This is a genomic window from Pseudovibrio sp. Tun.PSC04-5.I4 (genome assembly GCF_900104145.1).
Classification (GTDB): domain Bacteria; phylum Pseudomonadota; class Alphaproteobacteria; order Rhizobiales; family Stappiaceae; genus Pseudovibrio.
Map to the genome: position 1 here is coordinate 1,263,453 of NZ_FNLB01000006.1, position 17,575 is coordinate 1,281,027.

The following is a 17,575-nucleotide window of genomic DNA, read 5'->3' on the forward strand; positions in this document are numbered from 1 at the left end:
GCTCTGTGCTCTGTGCTCTGTGCTCTGTGCTCTGTGCTCTGTGCTCTGTGCTCTGTGCTCTGTGCTCTGTGCTCTGTGCTCTGTGCTCTGTGCTCTGTGCTCTGTGCTCTGTGCTCTGTGCTCTGTGCTCTGTGCTCTGTGCTCTGTGCTCTGTGCTCTGTAAGGCAGCTCAAACGTGTGCAGACAAAGAAAAAGCCCGGGGGAGGCAATCCACCGGGCTTCGAGCTATTGGGAACTGTGGACCTCCCTCAGAAGATAAGCAGATCCAATAGATAAAACAAACACGCTGACAAAGCCGCCGCCGCAGGTACTGTAACAACCCACGCTGCAATGATCGTCATAAAATGAGAGCGACGCACAAGCATGCGGCGTTTTTCATCTTCACGCACCTGAGATTCTCTGAAACCTTCCATGCCCGTTTGCTGCTTAACAAAAGCAACGCGGCGCTTGGACTTCATGGTGTACCACTCACGGAAAAAGCCAACACCAAAGATCGCACCCACAGCAATATGAGTAGAGCTCACTGGAAGTCCGAACCCGGATGCAACGATCACGGTAATCGCTGCAGAGAGGGACACACAGAAAGCGCGCATTGGGTTCAACTTGGTGATTTTCTCACCAACCATGCGGATCAGCTTAGGACCGAAGAGCATCAGGCCAAACGATATTCCGAAAGCGCCAATCAGCATCACCCAAAGCGGAATAGTCACTGCCTTAGCAATGCCACCTTCCTGAATGGAGTGCACAATTGCGGCGAGGGGGCCAATTGCATTTGCAACGTCGTTTGCGCCATGTGCAAACGATAAAAGGGCTGCAGAAAAAATCAAAGGCCAGCGGAACAATGTACGAAGAGACTGGTTCCGGTTTTCCATGCCTTCGGACTGTTTGCGAATCAGCGGACGACAAATACCGATTGCCAGAACGAATGCCACAACGCCAAGAAGAAGAGCAATCTCAATATCAATCTTGACGATTTTCTTGAGGCCCTTCATTGCAAGGTAGGTCGCAAAAGTACCCATCATAATAGCAATCAATATAGGCACCCATCGCCGGGCGGCTGCTATCTTGTCGTGCTGGTAAATAATAAAAGACTTGATGAAGGCCAGGAACAAAGCAGCAATGACACCGCCAAGGACTGGGGAGATGATCCAGCTCGCTGCAATGCCAGACATTGTATCCCAGCTTACCGCGTCGAAGCCGGCAGCTGCGATGCCACCGCCCATAACACCACCAACAACAGAGTGTGTTGTTGAGACGGGGGCACCAATCCAGGTTGCCAGATTAAGCCAAACCGCGGCAGAGATGAGTGCCGCAAGCATCAGCTTTACGAAATCAGTGTAATTAGCGACCAATGTTGGGTCGATGATGCCTTTGGAGACGGTTTTAACGACATCACCACCTGCTATGAGTGCACCAGCGCTTTCAAACACAGCAGCAAGGAGAAGCGCACCGCCAATAGTGAGGGCTTTGGAGCCAACAGAAGGGCCAACATTGTTCGCGACATCATTAGCGCCAATATTGATTGCCAAATAAGCGCCGATACCGGCTGCAGCAACAACGATCAGGGCGTTTGGTTGCCCGGATACGTAAAGGCCAGCCATCGCCATCGCGAACATAAGGAAAACAAATGCGACCGCAGGAGCAATCAATGGACGAGCCATTGCATTGCCGGCCACCTCTAATCTGCTAAACTTTTCTAAGTCTTTGTCTAGAGTTGGCTTTTTTCTTAGGTTTGACATGCTGTATACTTTTTTCGCCACGTTTTATTCGCGTAATTTCTTACGCACCTGGCAGTCAGCATTAAGCTGATTTTGCCTGTAAGCATCCAGCATTCTCCGCCAATGAGTCGGAAAATGCGAGTGCGTATGGTTTCAAAGAGGCTATGAACGCCGCCCACGGAGCCGCCCGGAAGATAAAGGGATCCGAAAACTCCATCTGCAGAAGTTACCTTCACTTACTTTTATTTCCATTGACCACTCAGTTTGGGCGCAAACTAGTTTTCTCGCCGGTATATTTCAAGTTAAAAATCCCCTTAAACTTCAGAGATACAACTAGTCCCAGAAATATCACGAAAACATCACAAATTTTTAATTTTAATCGCCCGGTACGAAGTAAAGTATTACTCAGTTAAAAGCCGCAATTATTGCATCTATAGTTATTTACCTAAGAGATACTGGTATAGCTTAGTCAAGTGCATTGACAGCAATGCCATAATTGGAGAAGAAATAGTCGAACTGGTAATTCGTAGGACAGCATCAACAGCTTCTGTCTGCTGCGAGGAAAAAGAGGTCACATGGTTGCTCGCATTTACAGCCCGTCCAAAACTGCAATGCAGTCTGGAACTGCCAAAACAAACAACTGGGTGCTTGAGTTCAATCCCCAAGCACCTAAGAGCATTGACCCGTTGATGGGTTACACATCTTCTTCTGACATGAAGCAGCAGATTAAACTGAAATTCTCGACCAAAGAAGAAGCTGTAGCTTACGCGACACGCAAACAGATCACCTATCGTGTGGATGAAGAGAGCACGCGCAAGCACCGCAGGACCGTTTATTCAGATAATTTCCGGTTTGACCGATTATCTCCGTGGACTCATTAAGTTTCTGCATTGAGATTATTTTCTAAACGCCTTATGAACGTTTCACGCAAGGGGCGGGACAATCGCCCTTAAGCAACGTGGTCCCTTAGCTCAGCTGGATAGAGCACCGGCCTTCTAAGCCGACGGTCGCTGGTTCGAATCCAGCAGGGATCACCATTACTTTCAATGAGTTAGAATAGGTCAAGACCTTTCTGATTTGACTGTTTTCCAGAATGTTTTCCTAAATCCCATCATTCTGTTCACGGTCCAGCCTCAAAATGACCTTGTCACCGAGGCGCTGAGACATACTCAGATAGTGCGCCTCTAGTATTTTTTCCACATCCTTCAAACTGTGCCCGGATAGTGCCGCGATCTCTGGAACAGTCGCTCTAGCTTCTGCCCATGTGGTTACCGCTGTTCCCCGCAGGTCGTTGAACTGGAGCCCTTCAATTCCGATTTTCTTGATTGCTTTGCCCCAAGAGGACTGGAAGCCGTCGGTTGTCCACGGCTTACCTCTTGTGTTGGTGAGAACGTGCGTTGAGAGCTTGCCGCTTGAAAACTGGTCAAGCTTGATCAGTTCTAGCATCCGTCGCAGTTCGTTTGAGATCTTTATCCGAACGTTCTTGCCGGTTTTATTTTGTTTGATTTTGATATGGTCGTGGTCAACGTCTGACCAGAGAAGTTGAAGCAGGTCGGCCTGGCGTTGCCCTGTCTGGGCTGCAAGGACCATCGCGGCAACAATCTCCTTCGAGCCTCTCGCCTTTACTAAATCAATTTTATCTTTCGACCAGATAAACTCAACTCGAGTGCCTTTGTGCAACCTGCCGCCACCGTCGCATGGGTTGAGTGTGACCAAGCCATCATCCTTGGCCACATTGATAATTCGTTTGAGGACTGACCACATACGGTCAGCTTTGCGCGGAGTGTGGGCCTGCTGATCCCTCCAGGCTTTGAAAATGCCCCTTGTTCGCCGGTCTGAAAATGCAGCTATAGGGAAATCATCGAAGTCTGCTTCTATCATCTTGAAGATTGGCACGTAATCTTCCTTACTTCGAGCGCTCAGGCCTTTATAGGCTTCAGTGCCTTTGTAATGTACGAGCAGTCCGCCGACGGTATCGGTCTTCCTCTTCTGCTTGGCGTTCCTGTGGGCCTCATTATAACTGTCTACAAATTCCGGTGATCCCGGCTCGCCTTTAAGCCGAGGGCCGCCTGTCCACGCGTAGTAGTAGACTTGCCCGCGCGATGTTGCCTTCTTTATACCCTTCAACCTTACGCGCATTTTTTGCCTTCCAACCACGCATCCAGTGGGTTTTCATTATCGGCACCCGCTGCGTCTTTCTTAAAACCTGACATTTGGTCTATTGCCCGGTCAATTGCAGTTTTGTCCCACCTGAGAGTATTAGCCGTTTCGGTTTTGAGAGCATGGGGCATGATGCCCTGATCAATCCAATTCTGAAACCCGGAGACGGATAGTCCGCAATACCCCGCGGACTCTGATTTGCTAAGCAACCTTTTCAAATTCCTTACCTCCTAAGTTCGTTGGGCCAGCCAACTGGCTGCATTGGTTGTTTTGCCTGCATATTGGGCGAGCAATAGAAACGCAGTGTTCATGTTGATGCCTATTTGTGGGCTGCGTGGAGATGACCTTCAGGCTGCTGTGCCAAAGCTCACGCTTGGGTGGTTGCAGCTGTGTTCCATCTCGCTGGCCCATTCTGTTGCTGCATGTTCCATTGAGAGCGGCACCAGCCGATGTTTCACCGGCAGTGCGGGGCTATTTACGTTTCTGTCTGAAAAGTGGTTGAGGAACGTGGTTCTGGCTGCTTCATTGATCCCGTTGAGTTTGGTGGTATCAGCAGCGGATATTTTTGCAGGCCTTGGGATGAGCGCTGCTAAGGCCTTTGGGATCTCACACAATACGCCAGTAGGTTTTTTCAATGTAGTTTGGCCAGCGCTTTCGGTTATTTCCAGATAAGCCAGCTCGGAGAGGATCGTATGCAAGCCAGAAGACAGGATCAGCGGCTTTAGCTCGCGGGGCGTGAACTGTGCAGCGAGTAAGTTGAGCTGTGCTTGCGAGATAAACTGGTCAGTTAGGTTTGGCAGAGCTGGGATCCGGGCAAGGAGAGTGCCCAAAGAGCGCCACGAGACCTTTGAGGATTCCGGATGATCCAGATTGATGTAATCTGTGCCAGCTAATGGGATCAAGCGGGTTTGGTCTGCAAGGGGCATCAGGAGCGCTCCTGTTGGTTAAAGCTATCAATATTGCAGTGATGAACTTTGAATTCGGGAATGCACACCCATGGGTTTGTATCCCAGCCGTAGCCACGGTTTTTATTCAGGCTGTCCCAGAGGATTTGGAAGCTCCACACAAAGGAGCGCTTGTCCGGGTCTCGTCCGTCTTCAGCTCCGATCGCGTTAACGCCTTCGGCTTTCGCGTCTTCTTCGCTGATGATCCGCAGGGGCCCAACCCGAACACTAGTGACTTCAAGCGTGAGGCGAGAATGTTGGCGTGGCATGAAGATTGATGGCTTCCATTTGCGTTCGTCATCGCCGACTGTGGCCCGATAACGCACTTCGCCGACTTGAGGGCACAAGCAGAATTCAGAGCACCCACATTCTACTTCTTCGATTTGCGCCCAAGTTTCTCTAACCCAAAGTAGGTCGCCCTTAGAGTATTGTAGCAGTCCAAGCTCAGGCGCATCGATCACATGGGTGGAGATACCCATTCTGGTCTTGGTGGGCTTTTCCACGAGCAAGCTGTTGTCTTTGCGAACGCCTTTGATCACTCGGCGGGTTTGTGTCTTACGACCTTCCAATAGAGCCTGGACCATTGGAGTGGAGAAGAGGATTGGCTTATGTGCCATTACGCTACCCCCTCAGTTTGATACTCGCGTGGATTGATAGAGGTTCGTTGTTTTCCGGGTCGCCATGAAAAGATTGGTTTATATTTGATTATGTAGTTGTTCACTGCGCCAACTAGAACGGCAAGTTCAGGGCAAACTTCGCCGAGCTCCTGATCCTCTGGAATCTCATCTACCCAATTATCGCACTCGATCAAGCGAGGCGTTATGGGTTCGCAGATGGTTAGACGCAAATCTTCAGCTTTGGTATCTCGATATTCCAGATCATCAAGCAAGCTGCTGTCGCTGAAGAAATACTCTTCCAGAACTTCGCAATAAACAGGTTCGTTTCCATTCCAATCTACATGAGGTAATACTAACCATCTCTCATGGTCTGCTTTGTCTCTGCATGTGTCGCACTTGGTCCAGCTCTTGCTCATGTATCTGCCACACTCACATTTTTGGTGCGTGCAGCCAGCCCATCGGGCCATGTGCTCATCGTCGCCGTAAAAGTGCCCATTGCTAGACCACCAGCCAGTGAGCGTCACTGTTTTGTATTCAGCTGCGTCTGGGTGGTGATAGAAAACTCTTTCCTTTGGCATCAGGCAGTCTCCTGCTTTGAGAGTTGAACGTCCTCAACAGGAATGACGTAGCCGCCTGTGTCGCCGTAACGCTGACCTTTAGGGCCTGTTGGCTGGGCGATCACTGTTGCAGCCTTGTGGTCTATTGAGACGATATTACATTCGTCACCACGGGCGGTAATCTTGTTTCCGACTTCAAATGGAACTTTGATTTTGTGGAATGCGACCCATTGCTCTACAGCGGTTTTTAGAGCGCTATAGGTTGAATACCCTGCGAGCGTTTCGACTAGTTCAAAGTCCGGCTCCCAGTAATGATCTCTCTCAAGATTCTTGGCAAACTTGTAGGCATCCCAGTCTGCGGATTGGGTCAGCTGTTCCAGAATCTCGCTGCGCTCATCGTCTTCTGGCAAATGAGCCATTACGCTGTCTAGAATATCCTCGCAGGCTGCTAATTTGATTTTGGGCAGTCCACTGTGAGGGCGATCTGTTGGAAATGAAGACACTATGCAGCCTCCTTCGCTATCTGGACTGAACTGATTTTGCAGAACTTTCCAAAGGGCATGTCGATGCAATCGGTAAAGCTCAGGTATTTCGAGTAACGCGCTTTCCCGTGTGTTTCAGCTGGAACCAGGTCGGAAAAGGTTTCGCGGTCATAGGTGATGGAAACGTTGAAAAGACGGGTTTTGTCGCCGATGCTTTGCAGGTGCTCTTTAAGTGCCGCCCGTCCTTGTTTGGTCACAAAAAAGAAAGCCATGTCTCCGGAGGTCTGACCTCCCGTCCAGAAGGGAGAGGCTCTGAATTGAGCCTTCTCCTTTTGGTCGTCGGTTGCGAAGTGTTCCCGGTATGTTGGTTTTATCGGGTCAACTGGATGGCCGAGAGCATGGTCAATCCGGTTCATATCCTCGTCTTTGAGATACCGCTCGACCTTCGGTTGCATCACTCAGCCTCCGCATCTGGTCCAGCCATGCCGAGGGCGTGGAGGTAGAGATCGAGGACGGCCTCTTCTTCTTCGCGGAGGTGTGGTTGAATTTTGCGAAGGGAGACAATTTTGCGCATGACTTTCACGTCAAAACCGTTGCCTTTGGCCTCTGCGTAAACATCCTTGATGTCGTCTGCGAGGACCTTCTTTTCTTCTTCCAAGCGCTCAACGCGTTCAATGAAAGCTTTGAGTTGATCGACTGCAACGCCGCCTGCATCTGCCATGTGATTTATCCCATAATTTCAATAGAGTGGAAGGGGGGTTAGGTTATCTGCCGCTCATGCGTTTGAGCCCGAGCCACATCGCGACGAATTTTTGCTGCAACGCCTTCAAGTTTTTCCGCAAAATCCAAAGCATAATTGTCCATCACTTTATCCGACCCGTGGAAGCCCATTTTCTGAGCAATTGCGTTCGGCATTTCTGATGCTGCTAGCAAGGCTTCTCTAGTATGCCCCGCTAGCCAGCGTGGTAGATCTAATCGGCTCACTTCACTCTCCGGTTTTATATGGATGGTTTCCAAATGCGACTTCATCTGGGGTGAACACAGCCCGTAGGTCATCAAAAGCAGCTGCGAACTCGGCATCTGGAACGGGGGCATTGAAATCCAGCTTGCGCACCACTTTCAGAAGTGATGATTTAGGGACTTCGACGGTGGGCACATTTTCGCCAGCATCTACGGTGTGCGCTACTTCAAGCTCAGTCATCTTTCTGCATCGTATTTTACTGTTCTGCATGCCTTAACCCCGTCCGAGCTTGTTGAGGGCGTTCTGGCAATTTTTCCAGCCGTCCAGATAGAAGTCCTGCAGGTTCCGGATTTGCTGCGTTATCGCGGCTGGATCTTCTGGCGTTGAGCGCAAAACTTCTTTCAGGTCTTCGCGCTTCAAAGCGATTTCGCCAAAGCTGGGAGCGATATGGTCCAGCAGTTTATGGCCGTGGTGCTCTGCAGGTTGCAGGACCGGGAATTGGGCAGTTTGCGGGTGGTGCCTTTTGTGGCTGGGAACGATCGCGAGGTGAGGCGTGGTCATGCGGCGGTCTCCTTACTGCGCTCAAAAGAGGAGGCTGGGCGTTTGGAAATTTCTAAAAGGGATGAGTGAGTGGCAAGCTCCAGAAGCCGCAGCACAAGGTGGGCGCAAATGTAGGAATCCGGGCCCGCACGATGAAGTGGAGACGCATATTCCTGCTGGAAGCTTTCCTGTGATTTTAGATCGAGGAACTCACTAAGGGCCTGCAGTTGGTGCCGTGGCGCTTGCGGGAGGAGAACCTTTGCGCAGCGCCATGTACAGATCCACTCAAATTCAGCGGGCTTAAAGAAGGCTTGCTCAAAATCGATGTAGTGGGCAGCAAAGATGCTATCTGGCTCAATGCTGGCTGTCAGGTGCTTTCGGGCCGTTACTGGGTCCGGGCTGGCTTTCACCATATCATCTGTGATGCCGTGAACCTTCTGTGCAGCTTCAGGGATAGGGTGACCGGGGTTAACCAGATAAGAAACCGGGCTGCCGATTGCAAAAGGTGTTGGGTGGCATGGGTAGAAAATGAGGTCCGTATACCCGACCTCGCAGATCTCAGAATTTGGATCTTCGGACCAGCCGGTTGTTTCAAAATCAATTGCGCGAATAAGCATGGTGCTCTCCTGATGAGAAAAATAGGCGCGGGCAGTGAGGAGGGAGGCTGCCCGCGCCTGATATCTGTCGCTCCGAGGGGATTTAAGCGACAGATTGGGGAGCTGATTTGATAAAGGGCAGTGTGTGAAGCGCTTGAGGGGCTGCGGCGGTGCCTACGGAGGCAGTGGTGCTGTCCTGCGTATCTTTTCGGCTTAGGGGTGGCTCCAGATCGTTCATGCTGACCCAGTTCCATGTGAGCTTGCCGTTATGGAGTGAGACTATGCGGGCTTCCGGGTCTTGATCTGAATGAAAAGAAATGGACTTGATTTCGCCCGTGGTGCGCAGATGCCGACAATACACTCTATCTCCGAGCCGAAAGGGCTGTGATTGGTTTGGTTCCGGCTTTTGTTCAGTATGAGTGGCCAGCTGGTATGGGTTGATAGACCCGTCCATATTGCGCGGGTCCAGCTCTTCCAGCTCGCTGATCATTGCCTCGATTTTTGAGCGCTTGACCTGATAGGCGAGTGGGAGCGGTGTGCCGATGCAATGAGTTTTGGCATCAATGGATGCGCTTTTAATTGCATCCAGTGCAGTGGTGTACAAATGGCCCCACGCGGTAGCTGAAATGGCGTTCTGTGAGTTGTGCGGCATGAAAAAACCTCCAAAAGCGATTAGCTGATGGAGGTAAGATAAATTCATTAATAATGAATTGTCAATTTAATAATTCATAAAAAATGAATTTTACTTCTTTTGACTAAAAAAACGCTGGCAATTTCCCTTGCTTCCTTGGTGTTTGAGTTGATGATGTTTGCGTTTCAAAGGCTGTAATTGAGGTGGGGAATGCGGTTTATAATTATTTCATTTTATATGCTGGTTTGTGGTGTTCAAGGTTCCTTGGCTTGGGAGGTTCGGAGTCCGATGGATGGGCTGGACGCGCTGGTATTCATTCCTGAACGGCGCGGAGTGGATGCTGGTGTGTCGCTGTTGATTGGGTGCAAACGCCGTATAGTTCCAGAGTTTCGTCTTGGGCTTCAGTTTGAGGATCGTTACGACCCGGAGGTGCGCTCTGAGCTGGGCAGCCAATATCTGGAGGTGCAGGTTGATAATCATGCACGGAGGCACATCCAGTTTGGTTGGCGTAATTACAATGGGTATGCAGCTTGGGTCGTGGCTGGGTTAAGGGGGGAGCCTGTGGTTCCGGTTGTCGAGGAGTTATCTGAGGTTCTTGGTGGGCTTACGATAGAGAAATCCAGAGCTTGGCGTTTGAGGTTTGATGCGAAAGAGTTAGATGGAGCTGTCGACTATCTTGAGGGAGAATGTCTGGAGCCTGGCTATGAGGAGGTTGTGTTGACTGAGGGGGGCGTTGATATTTTGAAGTCACACCTCGTGCCAACACAGCTTTACGAAGTGTCTTTTTCGGGTCCGTATGAAAGGCGGGCTATTTCTGTTGGTTTAATCGAGGCGGGAGGTAAAATGTGGTCTGCTGAGCAGAGGGCTGCAACTGCTGTTCACGTTGCAAAAGGTCTGCAGCAGCGACTGGGGGTGAGTAAGGTTGAGGTTGATCTTTACCTAGGCGGTCTGGACTATCCCGAAATTAATAGGTTGGTGGCTATGGCTATATATGCGCCAGATCCTAAAAAGGCACCGTTAGTAGACAAAGCTTGGTATGTGGTTGCAACTGATCAGCATTTAAACTCAGAGGCCTATGAATATTATCAAGTTTATATGAGGGAGCGTTGGGAGTTTATAGACGATCTGGGTATGGTGACAGATCATGCAGGGTTGAAGCGGCGCATCTCCAGGGTTCTTGGGATTGATGCTCAGAACTTTGATGTATTTCCAGAATATACGACTGTTGATTTTTCAAATGCGTTTGAAGGAATCAAACTACCTTACACACTTGAAGTCTTGTTTGATGATGTTCAAGAGGAGTTGTGTTTATCGTTTTTCGAATACTGTCGTTAATCTAATAGTCTAATCATGATGTGTATTTAAAGGGATGTTGCCTCGGTAATGTCTCTTTTTCTATTGTTGCATCAAAGTGTAACGAATGCATATGGATATTTATTTTGTTTAAAATAGATATTAAGGAATACTTATCATGGGCGATGAGCAAAGATTGTTGGTTCTGCTTGCTTATGCTTGCGAGTTTGGCGATTCGTTAGATGAATTAGAATTGTCCTCGCGTGGTCTGGATACCCAAGCCGTTCTTAAATTGTGCGGTAGCGTGTCAGCTCTTCCGAGGAAGAGGAAATCCAGAGATGTGCCATAAACTGAGTTGATTTTTAATGCACCTTGCAGTGAGAGGCGTTGTTTGCCTTTTTCCCAGTTGTTTAGCTGGGTGTTTAATACGCCAATGCTTTGAGCGAACTCTCGCTGACTGAGGTCGAAGTGCTTCCTTAGCCAGAGTAGTCGTTCTGCTACGATTTCTGCATTTGATTCATTCATTAGGGACATACCGTAAAGTCTCATAATTCACAATAAATGAACATTTTCTAAAAGTGTATCTTGCTATAATTCATTATTTGTGAATTTAATGTGGTTATGAATGTAGCAAAGATCACTGTTAAAGAATTGGGCAGAGCTCAAATTCAGGAACGCTTGGGGGTTCAGGCCTCCGCGGTATCTATGGCGATCTCTCATAATAGGTTCCCCGCTGCTTGGTTTAATGAAATGGAGAAGTTGGCCTGTGCCAAAGGGGCTTCTCTGGATCGATCTCTCTTCAATTGGAAGAAAGCAAAGGCCGATGGTGGTCCTGTTAGGCAGGAGGGCGATCATGTCCCTTCTGCCTGATAATCTCCGCAAAGCCTATTGCAAACCGATGCGCCTTTATGGCGGTGGTTGCGTCTTGCCCGCTCTGACCTTTTTGCAGCTTTGCTTCGCGTTCCAGTTTTTCCAAATTCCATTTTTCTGTTCGCATCAAATAGCCTCGGCTGCGCTTTGTGGTTCGTCTGCCCGGAAATGTTCTGGCAGACAGTCTGTAAGACTGCCTGAGCGCTGTCAGCGAAATCTTTGAGGATAGTTTTGCATGTCTCGCGCACAAACCATACGCCCCCTGCGGGGCGCCGACTATTCCCGCCTTTTCGCCTATTCCAAAGAGTTGGTGAAGAAGAATGGGGGCGTGGAAGCGTCGAGTCTTTGCACCCGCGTTTCTCCCAGTCAGCTTTCTCGCTACGGCCAACAGCAGAGTGAAGAAGCTATGCCGGTGGACGTTATTGCTGATCTGGAGCACGAGGCTGCGGACCCGATCTTAACCCGTGTTTTGGCCCGTATGAGTGGGTATGCGCTGGTGGAATTGCCGCGAGAAGCTGCTGAACCCGATTGGGTGGGAAATGTGGGGCAGCTTTCAAAAGAATTTTCTGACGTCATTTCTCGTGTTGCGGAGTGTTTGCAAGACGATGGCAAAATCACTGCGGATGAAGTGAAGCACCATCATTTACGCCGTGAACTTGCAGAGCTGATCAGCGTTGCTGTGAGGCTGGATAAAACCTGTGAAGTTATAGAACGGGAGCCCACCTGATGATCTATTCTCCAAGCATCCGCCGGAAAATTAAAATTCATGACCAGCGCCGTATGAGCCATCGGCGTATCACACAGATCTTCGGCGTCTCTCTGGAAGAGGTCGCGGAGGTTGTGGGTACTGAAAAGAGCGAACACGTAAAGCTTTCTGGTGTGCCAATGAAAGACGGTCGTCCGCTCCATCCGGTAAAAGCAGTTGGCACTGCCACCAGCCCGCAGTTGAGGCTGTTGAGCGCTCTGGAAGACTGCATGCAGGTGTTCGCGTTGGATGTAGCCAAGAGTTGCAATGTGCATGTGAGCAAGCTGTTTACCGCCAAAGGGCAGGGCGCTGCCGATATTTTTGCGCGGGGCTGTTTTTTTTATGGGTTGAGTTGCCGGTTTAGATGGAATTATGACGCCATTTCGCAAGCGGCGGGTGTCAGCGTTGATGGGGTCGTAAACGCAATAAAGCACTACTGCGAGAAGATGGGCGCTCCCCGCCCCAAAGAGCTGTCGAACGCTCGGAGGGCTGTGGCATGAGTATGAGGGCTTTTGAAATTCTGGTTGGCGATGCGCTGGATGTATTGTGCGGTCTCCCTAAAGATCATTTCGATTGTGTTGTTACCTCTCCTCCTTATTGGGGGCTGCGGGACTATGGGGTCAATGGTCAGATTGGGCTTGAGCCCACTCTTGCAGAGCACCTTGATAAGATGGTGCAGGTATTTGAGGAAGTCCGCCGTGTGTTGAAACCAGAAGGCACCTGCTGGATCAATTACGGTGACTGTTACGCCACCACCCCAGCGGGTCATAAAGCTGATAATTCAGGAAGGGTGAGAACCGGTAAGGATGATCGAACTTTCACTCAAAAGCCGTTCTCGACAATTGGTCCTGTCTTTGATCCAGATAGAGAGCCCAAAGACCGCAGAGGTGGTGACTGCAAGCAATCCAGAAACGAGGGCTCAAATCATTCAGGCAGGATTGTGTCCGGTGGTTATCTAAAACCCAAAGACCTTTGCATGGTGCCCAATCGATTGGCTATCGCCTTGCAGGATGCAGGTTGGTGGGTTCGTTCCGAAATCATCTGGGCTAAGCCGAACCCAATGCCTGAAAGTATTCGGGACCGTCCGGCGAATGCACACGAGAAGATCTGGCTTATCACCAAATCCGCCCGTTATTTTTACAACGCTCAGGAAGTTCGTCAGGGGCGGGTAAGTAATGAAGATGCACGTGAGTTCCGAGGTGGTTCATATGTAAGTGGAGACACGGGCAAGCGCAAATCAGTTGGCAATAAAGCAGTCATTACAGGACAGCGTGGGCACAAACGGCCGCACGCTGGTTTTGCAAAAGGCTGGGATCAAATGACAAAAGAGGAACAGCAGGCAAACGGCCGCAATTTGCGCAATTATGAGCCTGCCCAGCCTGAAGTTTGGAATATGGCAACACGCCCGTTCTCTGGCGCTCACTTTGCGACATTTCCACCAGAGCTTGTTGAACGTTGTCTGAGCGCTGGTTGCCCCAAAGGCGGGAAAGTTCTTGATCCATTTGGCGGGGCAGGTACGACTGCTTTGGTCGCTCTTCGAATGGGATGTGAGCCTACTTTGATCGAGTTGAACCCAGAATACGCGGAGATCGCGCAGGAGCGCATTCAACAAGATTGGATGGGGCCAGATGAACGTAAGCGGGCGGTAGTAACTCCAGACCTAAACATGGGTCCTTTGTTTGAGGGAGCTGTCGTGTAATGGAAACTCAATTACTGCCCGGACTGGATATTCCCATGCCTCCGCTAGGGGCTCATTCAGAGCTTATCATTGATGCCTTTGCCGGTGGCGGCGGTGCGTCTACCGGGATTGAAATGACATTGGGGCGGTCTCCTGACATTGCCATAAACCACTGTGAGGCCGCGCTTGCTATGCATGCGCAGAACCATCCCGATACAATCCATCTACCAGAAAGCGTGTGGGATGTGGACTTGGCAGCATATACGGGCGGTCGCCCTGTGGGGTTGCTATGGGCCTCGCCGGATTGCAGGCATTTTTCACGGGCGCGGGGTGGGAAACCAACCTCCAGTTCGGTTCGGATGCTGGCCTGGTCTGTGGTGAATTTCAGTCAAAAGCTTGGTAGTAAACGACCGCGCATCATCATCCTTGAAAATGTACCTGAGTTTAAAGGATGGGAGGATTTTGAAGCCTGGAAAATAGCTCTGGGTAAGCTTGGCTACAAAATGGAATTTCGTGAGTTGAAAGCTTGTGATTATGGGGTTCCAACCATCCGCAAACGCCTGTTTATGGTTGCCAGGCGCGATCGCAAAACTATTCGCTGGCCTGACCCCACCCATGGGAATCCGAGGAGTGAGGCTGTTTTATGCGGTGAGCTGTTGCCATGGAAAACAGCGGCTGATTGCATTGACTGGTCTCTTCCTTGCCCCTCAATTTTTGAGCGTAAACGCCCACTGGTTGAGAACACAATGCGCCGCATTGCTGCGGGTATCAAAAAATTTGTTTTGGATGCTCCTGAACCCTTCATTCTCAATATGAGCCATGGTGGGAGCCTTGAGCCCCTTACCAAGCCATTCAGCACGATTAAAACTGAAAAGGGTGGGTGCAGGGCGCTTGTCGTGCCTTGCCTTGATCGACAGTTCGGTAACTCAAGAGGTGCCTCTGTTGCTGACCCTTTAGGGACAATCACAGCGGATGGAGGGGGGAAATCGGCTCTTGTTGCTGCCTTTTTGGCTCAGCACAATTTTGATGTTGTGGGCCGGGCTGCTGATGCGCCGCTTTCGACAATCACCGCAAGGGCAACACAGCAAACGATTGTCACCAGCCACCTGATTAAGCTGCGCGGGACCTGCAGGCATGGGCAAGCAGTTACAGAGCCGATGCCGACACTTACAGCTGGTGGAAACCATGCGGGTGAGGTGAGGGCGTTTTTAACCTCTTACTACGGATCGAGCGTTGGGCAGGCTGTTGATGCGCCGCTTGGGGCTGTGACCACCAAAGATCGCCACGGACTTGTGAGCATTGAGGTTGGCGGCGAGCCCTATGTCATTACAGATATTGGCATGCGGATGCTTGCACCTGCTGAGCTTTATCGGGCGCAAGGTTTTCCTGAAAGCTACTGCATCGACTTTGATTACAAGGGTAAGCCATTCCCGAAAACGGAACAGACCGCAAAATGCGGCAACAGCGTTTGCCCACCCGTTGCCAAGGCCATTGTTGAAGTTAATTTGCCGGAACTGAAAGTATTTGAGGTAGCCGCATGACCAAAATTGAATGGGCCCATCCTGCCGGATTTAATGGCGAGACATGGAGCCCCGTTGTTGCTTGTGTCGCGGCTGTGTGGGCATTTCCCAACGTGAAAGGCGGTGCTGCATGACGACTGTTACAACTCGATATGGCCGAACATGGGACCTCCTGGACCCGCAAGCAAACTTAGTGAGCTTTTGGGAGATCGCTGAGGTGCTGGCCCATATTCCTCGCTTTAATGGTCATACGAAAATGCGGTATTCTGTGGCTCAGCATTGCTGCATGGCGCATGATCATGTGTGTGAGGAGAATGATCCTCAACTCCGTCTGTTGGCTTTGTTGCATGATGCCCATGAGGCTTACATCGGAGATATTATTACGCCGGTAAAGGAGGCTCTTTGCGCGCTTCCTGGTGGTGGGCAGGTTGATGTTGCACTTGAGCATTTGAAGGTAAGGCACGATATGGCGATCCATGATGCCGCTGGATTGCCAAGTCTTTGTTATACTTCGCAGCAGGCTCTGGTGAAGTCCGTTGATAAAGACTTGTTGCTTGAAGAGCAGCGCTGGCTCTTCCCTCAGGACAATTTCCGTAAACCGAAGATCTTCCTAGCATATTGGACGGAAAAGCAGTCCGCAAAGGAGTTCATGCAGCGCTTGTACGCAAGCCCGATTTACAGAGCAAAGCTCTGGGAGGAAGGAGAGCTGACCCAGCCGCAATTCCTTACCGAGATCGAGCGCCTTGCCATCACGCAGGGGCAAAGCAGTGACCAGGCAAAAGACTATGCCGAGCGGTGCCTTGCGGACTTCCTGCATGAGTGTGGATGTGAGTATGGCTCGCATGACCACGCCTGGGATTTGAACGCAGCTGAGACCGCCTTTACAACTGGTTTGTGGGAGAGCGAACGATGAAGTCTGAGGATGTTATCGCGGCTTTGCGCACCACGTATTGCCAACCCAAATGGGCGCTTTTTACCGAAGTTGTTGAGGGCTTGGGGTTCGCCTCTCGTCGCCGTGCAGATGCAATCGCAGTCAATATGTGGGAGTCTGGCGGGTTTGAAATACGTGGGTTTGAAGTCAAAGTCAGCAAGGCGGATTTGCGGAATGAGCTGAAAGATCCGTCAAAAGCAGAAGCCATTTCCCAATACTGCGATACGTTCATTCTGGCCACGCCAAAGGGGCTGACCAAGGATGAGGAATTACCGGAGAGCTGGGGTGTGTTGGAGGTCTCTGACAGCGGCTCTGTTCGGATTAAAAAGCAGCCTCAGCGAAATAAAAACCCGGTAGAGCTCTCCCGCGAGTTTTTCGCGAGCCTGTGCCGGTCATCTGCAAAATCAGCGGAAGTTGAACTTGAGGCATTGGTGCGTAACCGAGTGCTGAAGGTCAAAGAAAAACACGCACAGCAGGTCAATGCGGAGCTTGAGCGGCGACAAGGGTATGACAGCCGGAAAGTTGAGCAGTTTGAGCAGTTATTTTCCAATCTCTCTCAAACTCTTGGGCAGGATGCCTCGCGTCTTGTCCATGACGAAAATTTCCTGACAGCTGTTGCTGCTGTTCATGCCTTGGGTGTGTCGCAAACTTATTCCGGGATTGGTCGGATTCATAAGGATTTGGCCATGGTGATGAGTACCTGTTCTGCTTTGAACGGAGTGCTGGGTGATCATCTGACCAACCTTAAAAATGGGGAGGCTGTTGATGGCACAGTTTAAGGCAGTGGCCACAGTTGAGGCAAAAGCAATCATCACTTTTGGTGAGTGTGAATTGCGCGCCCTGGACGCTATGACTGGCTATGGCATTGAGGCTTTTTTGAAGGTTTTTTATGCTGAACTTGGAGAGGCTAATATGCGGCCTTATGAGCAGGATTTGCGAGCACTATTTGCGACGCTTAATCCTCCGGTTTCTGAGGCGTTGGCGAAGGTAAACCAAGCAAGACGGGTTTTAGAAGAAGCCTCGAACAAGAGCGGGGTGAAGGATGCCCCTCAAAATTGATCGCAGCAAAGCTCCACGGATTACGCAGAGCGGACATAGCAACCACCTCTGCATGGCTGAGGAATGCGCCCGGTGGGGTTCACGCGGCTACAAGGTCAATGAGGCTGGTAAGCTTAGCCAACTGTGGTTCTGCCCCGCTCATGCAAAGCTTTACGAGCGCGATGTGAATGCTGCAAAACGTACACCGCCGCCGCCTTTGCCACCAAAACAAGGGAGGCTGGTTTGACGCAGGTTCCTCTCCATTTCCCCCAAATACCTTTCTTATTAGATTTT

General features: G+C 50.5%; 25 protein-coding genes and 1 tRNA gene. 11 read left to right on the top strand and 15 right to left on the bottom strand.

What is annotated here, in order from left to right; translation table 11 throughout:
* Positions 1-248 precede the first annotated feature (248 nt).
* Positions 249-1,739 (bottom strand): inorganic phosphate transporter, encoded by a 1,491-nt coding sequence (locus tag BLS62_RS10790; RefSeq protein WP_093180420.1) that lies wholly within the window; start codon positions 1,737-1,739, stop codon positions 249-251.
* 554 nt (positions 1,740-2,293) lie between these two features.
* On the opposite strand from BLS62_RS10790, the gene BLS62_RS10795 reads away from it, so the two are divergent.
* Together BLS62_RS10795 and BLS62_RS10800 are read left to right on the top strand one after the other, a co-directional pair.
* A complete protein-coding gene (locus BLS62_RS10795; protein WP_093180423.1) occupies positions 2,294-2,599 on the top strand; it encodes an ETC complex I subunit in 306 nt (101 codons plus the stop codon).
* Between the two features lie 79 nt (positions 2,600-2,678).
* Positions 2,679-2,755: transfer RNA gene (locus tag BLS62_RS10800), tRNA-Arg, on the top strand.
* A 64-nt stretch (positions 2,756-2,819) separates the two neighbouring features.
* Here the strand turns inward: BLS62_RS10800 and BLS62_RS10805 are convergent.
* The 13 genes from BLS62_RS10805 to BLS62_RS10860 all read right to left on the bottom strand — a co-directional run bounded on the left by BLS62_RS10805 (position 2,820) and on the right by BLS62_RS10860 (position 9,227).
* On the bottom strand, positions 2,820-3,857 hold the full coding sequence (locus tag BLS62_RS10805; protein ID WP_093180426.1) for a tyrosine-type recombinase/integrase: 1,038 nt from the start codon (positions 3,855-3,857) through the stop codon (positions 2,820-2,822).
* A complete protein-coding gene (locus BLS62_RS10810) occupies positions 3,848-4,096 on the bottom strand; it encodes a helix-turn-helix transcriptional regulator (protein WP_093180429.1) in 249 nt (82 codons plus the stop codon). The genes BLS62_RS10805 and BLS62_RS10810 overlap by 10 nt, the downstream gene beginning before the upstream one ends.
* A 129-nt stretch (positions 4,097-4,225) precedes the next feature.
* Entirely contained in the window at positions 4,226-4,804 is a 579-nt protein-coding gene (locus BLS62_RS10815; RefSeq protein WP_093180432.1) for a hypothetical protein, read from the bottom strand.
* The gene (locus BLS62_RS10820) at positions 4,804-5,439 is read right to left on the bottom strand and encodes a hypothetical protein (protein ID WP_093180433.1); all 636 of its coding nucleotides are present in this window, start codon (positions 5,437-5,439) and stop codon (positions 4,804-4,806) included. The genes BLS62_RS10815 and BLS62_RS10820 overlap by 1 nt, the downstream gene beginning before the upstream one ends.
* Positions 5,439-6,017: a hypothetical protein gene (locus tag BLS62_RS10825; protein ID WP_093180435.1), complete on the bottom strand. Its 579-nt coding sequence runs from the start codon at positions 6,015-6,017 to the stop codon at positions 5,439-5,441. The genes BLS62_RS10820 and BLS62_RS10825 overlap by 1 nt, the downstream gene beginning before the upstream one ends.
* On the bottom strand, positions 6,017-6,499 hold the full coding sequence (locus BLS62_RS10830; protein WP_093180437.1) for a hypothetical protein: 483 nt from the start codon (positions 6,497-6,499) through the stop codon (positions 6,017-6,019). Before BLS62_RS10830 ends, BLS62_RS10825 begins: the two co-directional genes overlap by 1 nt.
* Positions 6,499-6,933: a hypothetical protein gene (locus BLS62_RS10835; RefSeq protein ID WP_093180440.1), complete on the bottom strand. Its 435-nt coding sequence runs from the start codon at positions 6,931-6,933 to the stop codon at positions 6,499-6,501. The genes BLS62_RS10830 and BLS62_RS10835 overlap by 1 nt, the downstream gene beginning before the upstream one ends.
* The gene (locus tag BLS62_RS10840) at positions 6,933-7,199 is read right to left on the bottom strand and encodes a DUF2312 domain-containing protein (RefSeq protein WP_093180442.1); all 267 of its coding nucleotides are present in this window, start codon (positions 7,197-7,199) and stop codon (positions 6,933-6,935) included. The genes BLS62_RS10835 and BLS62_RS10840 overlap by 1 nt, the downstream gene beginning before the upstream one ends.
* Before the next feature lie 38 nt (positions 7,200-7,237).
* Entirely contained in the window at positions 7,238-7,462 is a 225-nt protein-coding gene (locus BLS62_RS30740) for a hypothetical protein (RefSeq protein ID WP_143521537.1), read from the bottom strand.
* A 1-nt stretch (position 7,463) separates the two neighbouring features.
* Positions 7,464-7,679, bottom strand: a complete 216-nt coding sequence (locus tag BLS62_RS10845) for a hypothetical protein (RefSeq protein WP_093180445.1) — start codon at positions 7,677-7,679, stop codon at positions 7,464-7,466.
* A gap of 33 nt (positions 7,680-7,712) precedes the next feature.
* A complete protein-coding gene (locus BLS62_RS10850) occupies positions 7,713-8,000 on the bottom strand; it encodes a hypothetical protein (RefSeq protein WP_093180447.1) in 288 nt (95 codons plus the stop codon).
* Complete coding sequence (locus tag BLS62_RS10855) at positions 7,997-8,596, bottom strand: 3'-5' exonuclease (protein WP_093180450.1); 600 nt, start codon at positions 8,594-8,596, stop codon at positions 7,997-7,999. The genes BLS62_RS10850 and BLS62_RS10855 overlap by 4 nt, the downstream gene beginning before the upstream one ends.
* An 82-nt stretch (positions 8,597-8,678) precedes the next feature.
* Entirely contained in the window at positions 8,679-9,227 is a 549-nt protein-coding gene (locus BLS62_RS10860) for a hypothetical protein (RefSeq protein ID WP_093180452.1), read from the bottom strand.
* 267 nt (positions 9,228-9,494) lie between these two features.
* Between BLS62_RS10860 and BLS62_RS10865 the strand changes: the two genes are divergently transcribed.
* Entirely contained in the window at positions 9,495-10,541 is a 1,047-nt protein-coding gene (locus tag BLS62_RS10865) for a DUF4875 domain-containing protein (protein ID WP_159436518.1), read from the top strand.
* Positions 10,542-11,334: 793 nt separating this feature from the next.
* Here BLS62_RS10865 and BLS62_RS31025 read toward each other — a convergent pair.
* Positions 11,335-11,496: a hypothetical protein gene (locus BLS62_RS31025; protein ID WP_159436520.1), complete on the bottom strand. Its 162-nt coding sequence runs from the start codon at positions 11,494-11,496 to the stop codon at positions 11,335-11,337.
* A gap of 108 nt (positions 11,497-11,604) precedes the next feature.
* Between BLS62_RS31025 and BLS62_RS10880 the strand changes: the two genes are divergently transcribed.
* The 8 genes from BLS62_RS10880 to BLS62_RS10915 all read left to right on the top strand — a co-directional run bounded on the left by BLS62_RS10880 (position 11,605) and on the right by BLS62_RS10915 (position 17,528).
* Complete coding sequence (locus BLS62_RS10880; RefSeq protein ID WP_093180464.1) at positions 11,605-12,096, top strand: hypothetical protein; 492 nt, start codon at positions 11,605-11,607, stop codon at positions 12,094-12,096.
* On the top strand, positions 12,096-12,614 hold the full coding sequence (locus BLS62_RS10885) for a hypothetical protein (protein ID WP_093180467.1): 519 nt from the start codon (positions 12,096-12,098) through the stop codon (positions 12,612-12,614). The genes BLS62_RS10880 and BLS62_RS10885 overlap by 1 nt, the downstream gene beginning before the upstream one ends.
* The gene (locus BLS62_RS10890) at positions 12,611-13,813 is read left to right on the top strand and encodes a DNA-methyltransferase (protein WP_208990812.1); all 1,203 of its coding nucleotides are present in this window, start codon (positions 12,611-12,613) and stop codon (positions 13,811-13,813) included. The genes BLS62_RS10885 and BLS62_RS10890 overlap by 4 nt, the downstream gene beginning before the upstream one ends.
* Positions 13,813-15,333: a DNA cytosine methyltransferase gene (locus tag BLS62_RS10895; protein ID WP_244283576.1), complete on the top strand. Its 1,521-nt coding sequence runs from the start codon at positions 13,813-13,815 to the stop codon at positions 15,331-15,333. Before BLS62_RS10890 ends, BLS62_RS10895 begins: the two co-directional genes overlap by 1 nt.
* Before the next feature lie 109 nt (positions 15,334-15,442).
* Positions 15,443-16,225, top strand: a complete 783-nt coding sequence (locus BLS62_RS10900) for a hypothetical protein (protein ID WP_093180469.1) — start codon at positions 15,443-15,445, stop codon at positions 16,223-16,225.
* On the top strand, positions 16,222-17,022 hold the full coding sequence (locus BLS62_RS10905) for an MmcB family DNA repair protein (protein ID WP_093180472.1): 801 nt from the start codon (positions 16,222-16,224) through the stop codon (positions 17,020-17,022). Before BLS62_RS10900 ends, BLS62_RS10905 begins: the two co-directional genes overlap by 4 nt.
* Positions 17,009-17,302: a hypothetical protein gene (locus tag BLS62_RS10910; protein ID WP_093180475.1), complete on the top strand. Its 294-nt coding sequence runs from the start codon at positions 17,009-17,011 to the stop codon at positions 17,300-17,302. Before BLS62_RS10905 ends, BLS62_RS10910 begins: the two co-directional genes overlap by 14 nt.
* Positions 17,286-17,528 carry a hypothetical protein gene (locus BLS62_RS10915; RefSeq protein ID WP_093180478.1) on the top strand — a complete coding sequence of 81 codons (243 nt, stop codon included), beginning with the start codon at positions 17,286-17,288 and terminating at the stop codon, positions 17,526-17,528. The genes BLS62_RS10910 and BLS62_RS10915 overlap by 17 nt, the downstream gene beginning before the upstream one ends.
* Positions 17,529-17,575: the final 47 nt, after the last annotated feature.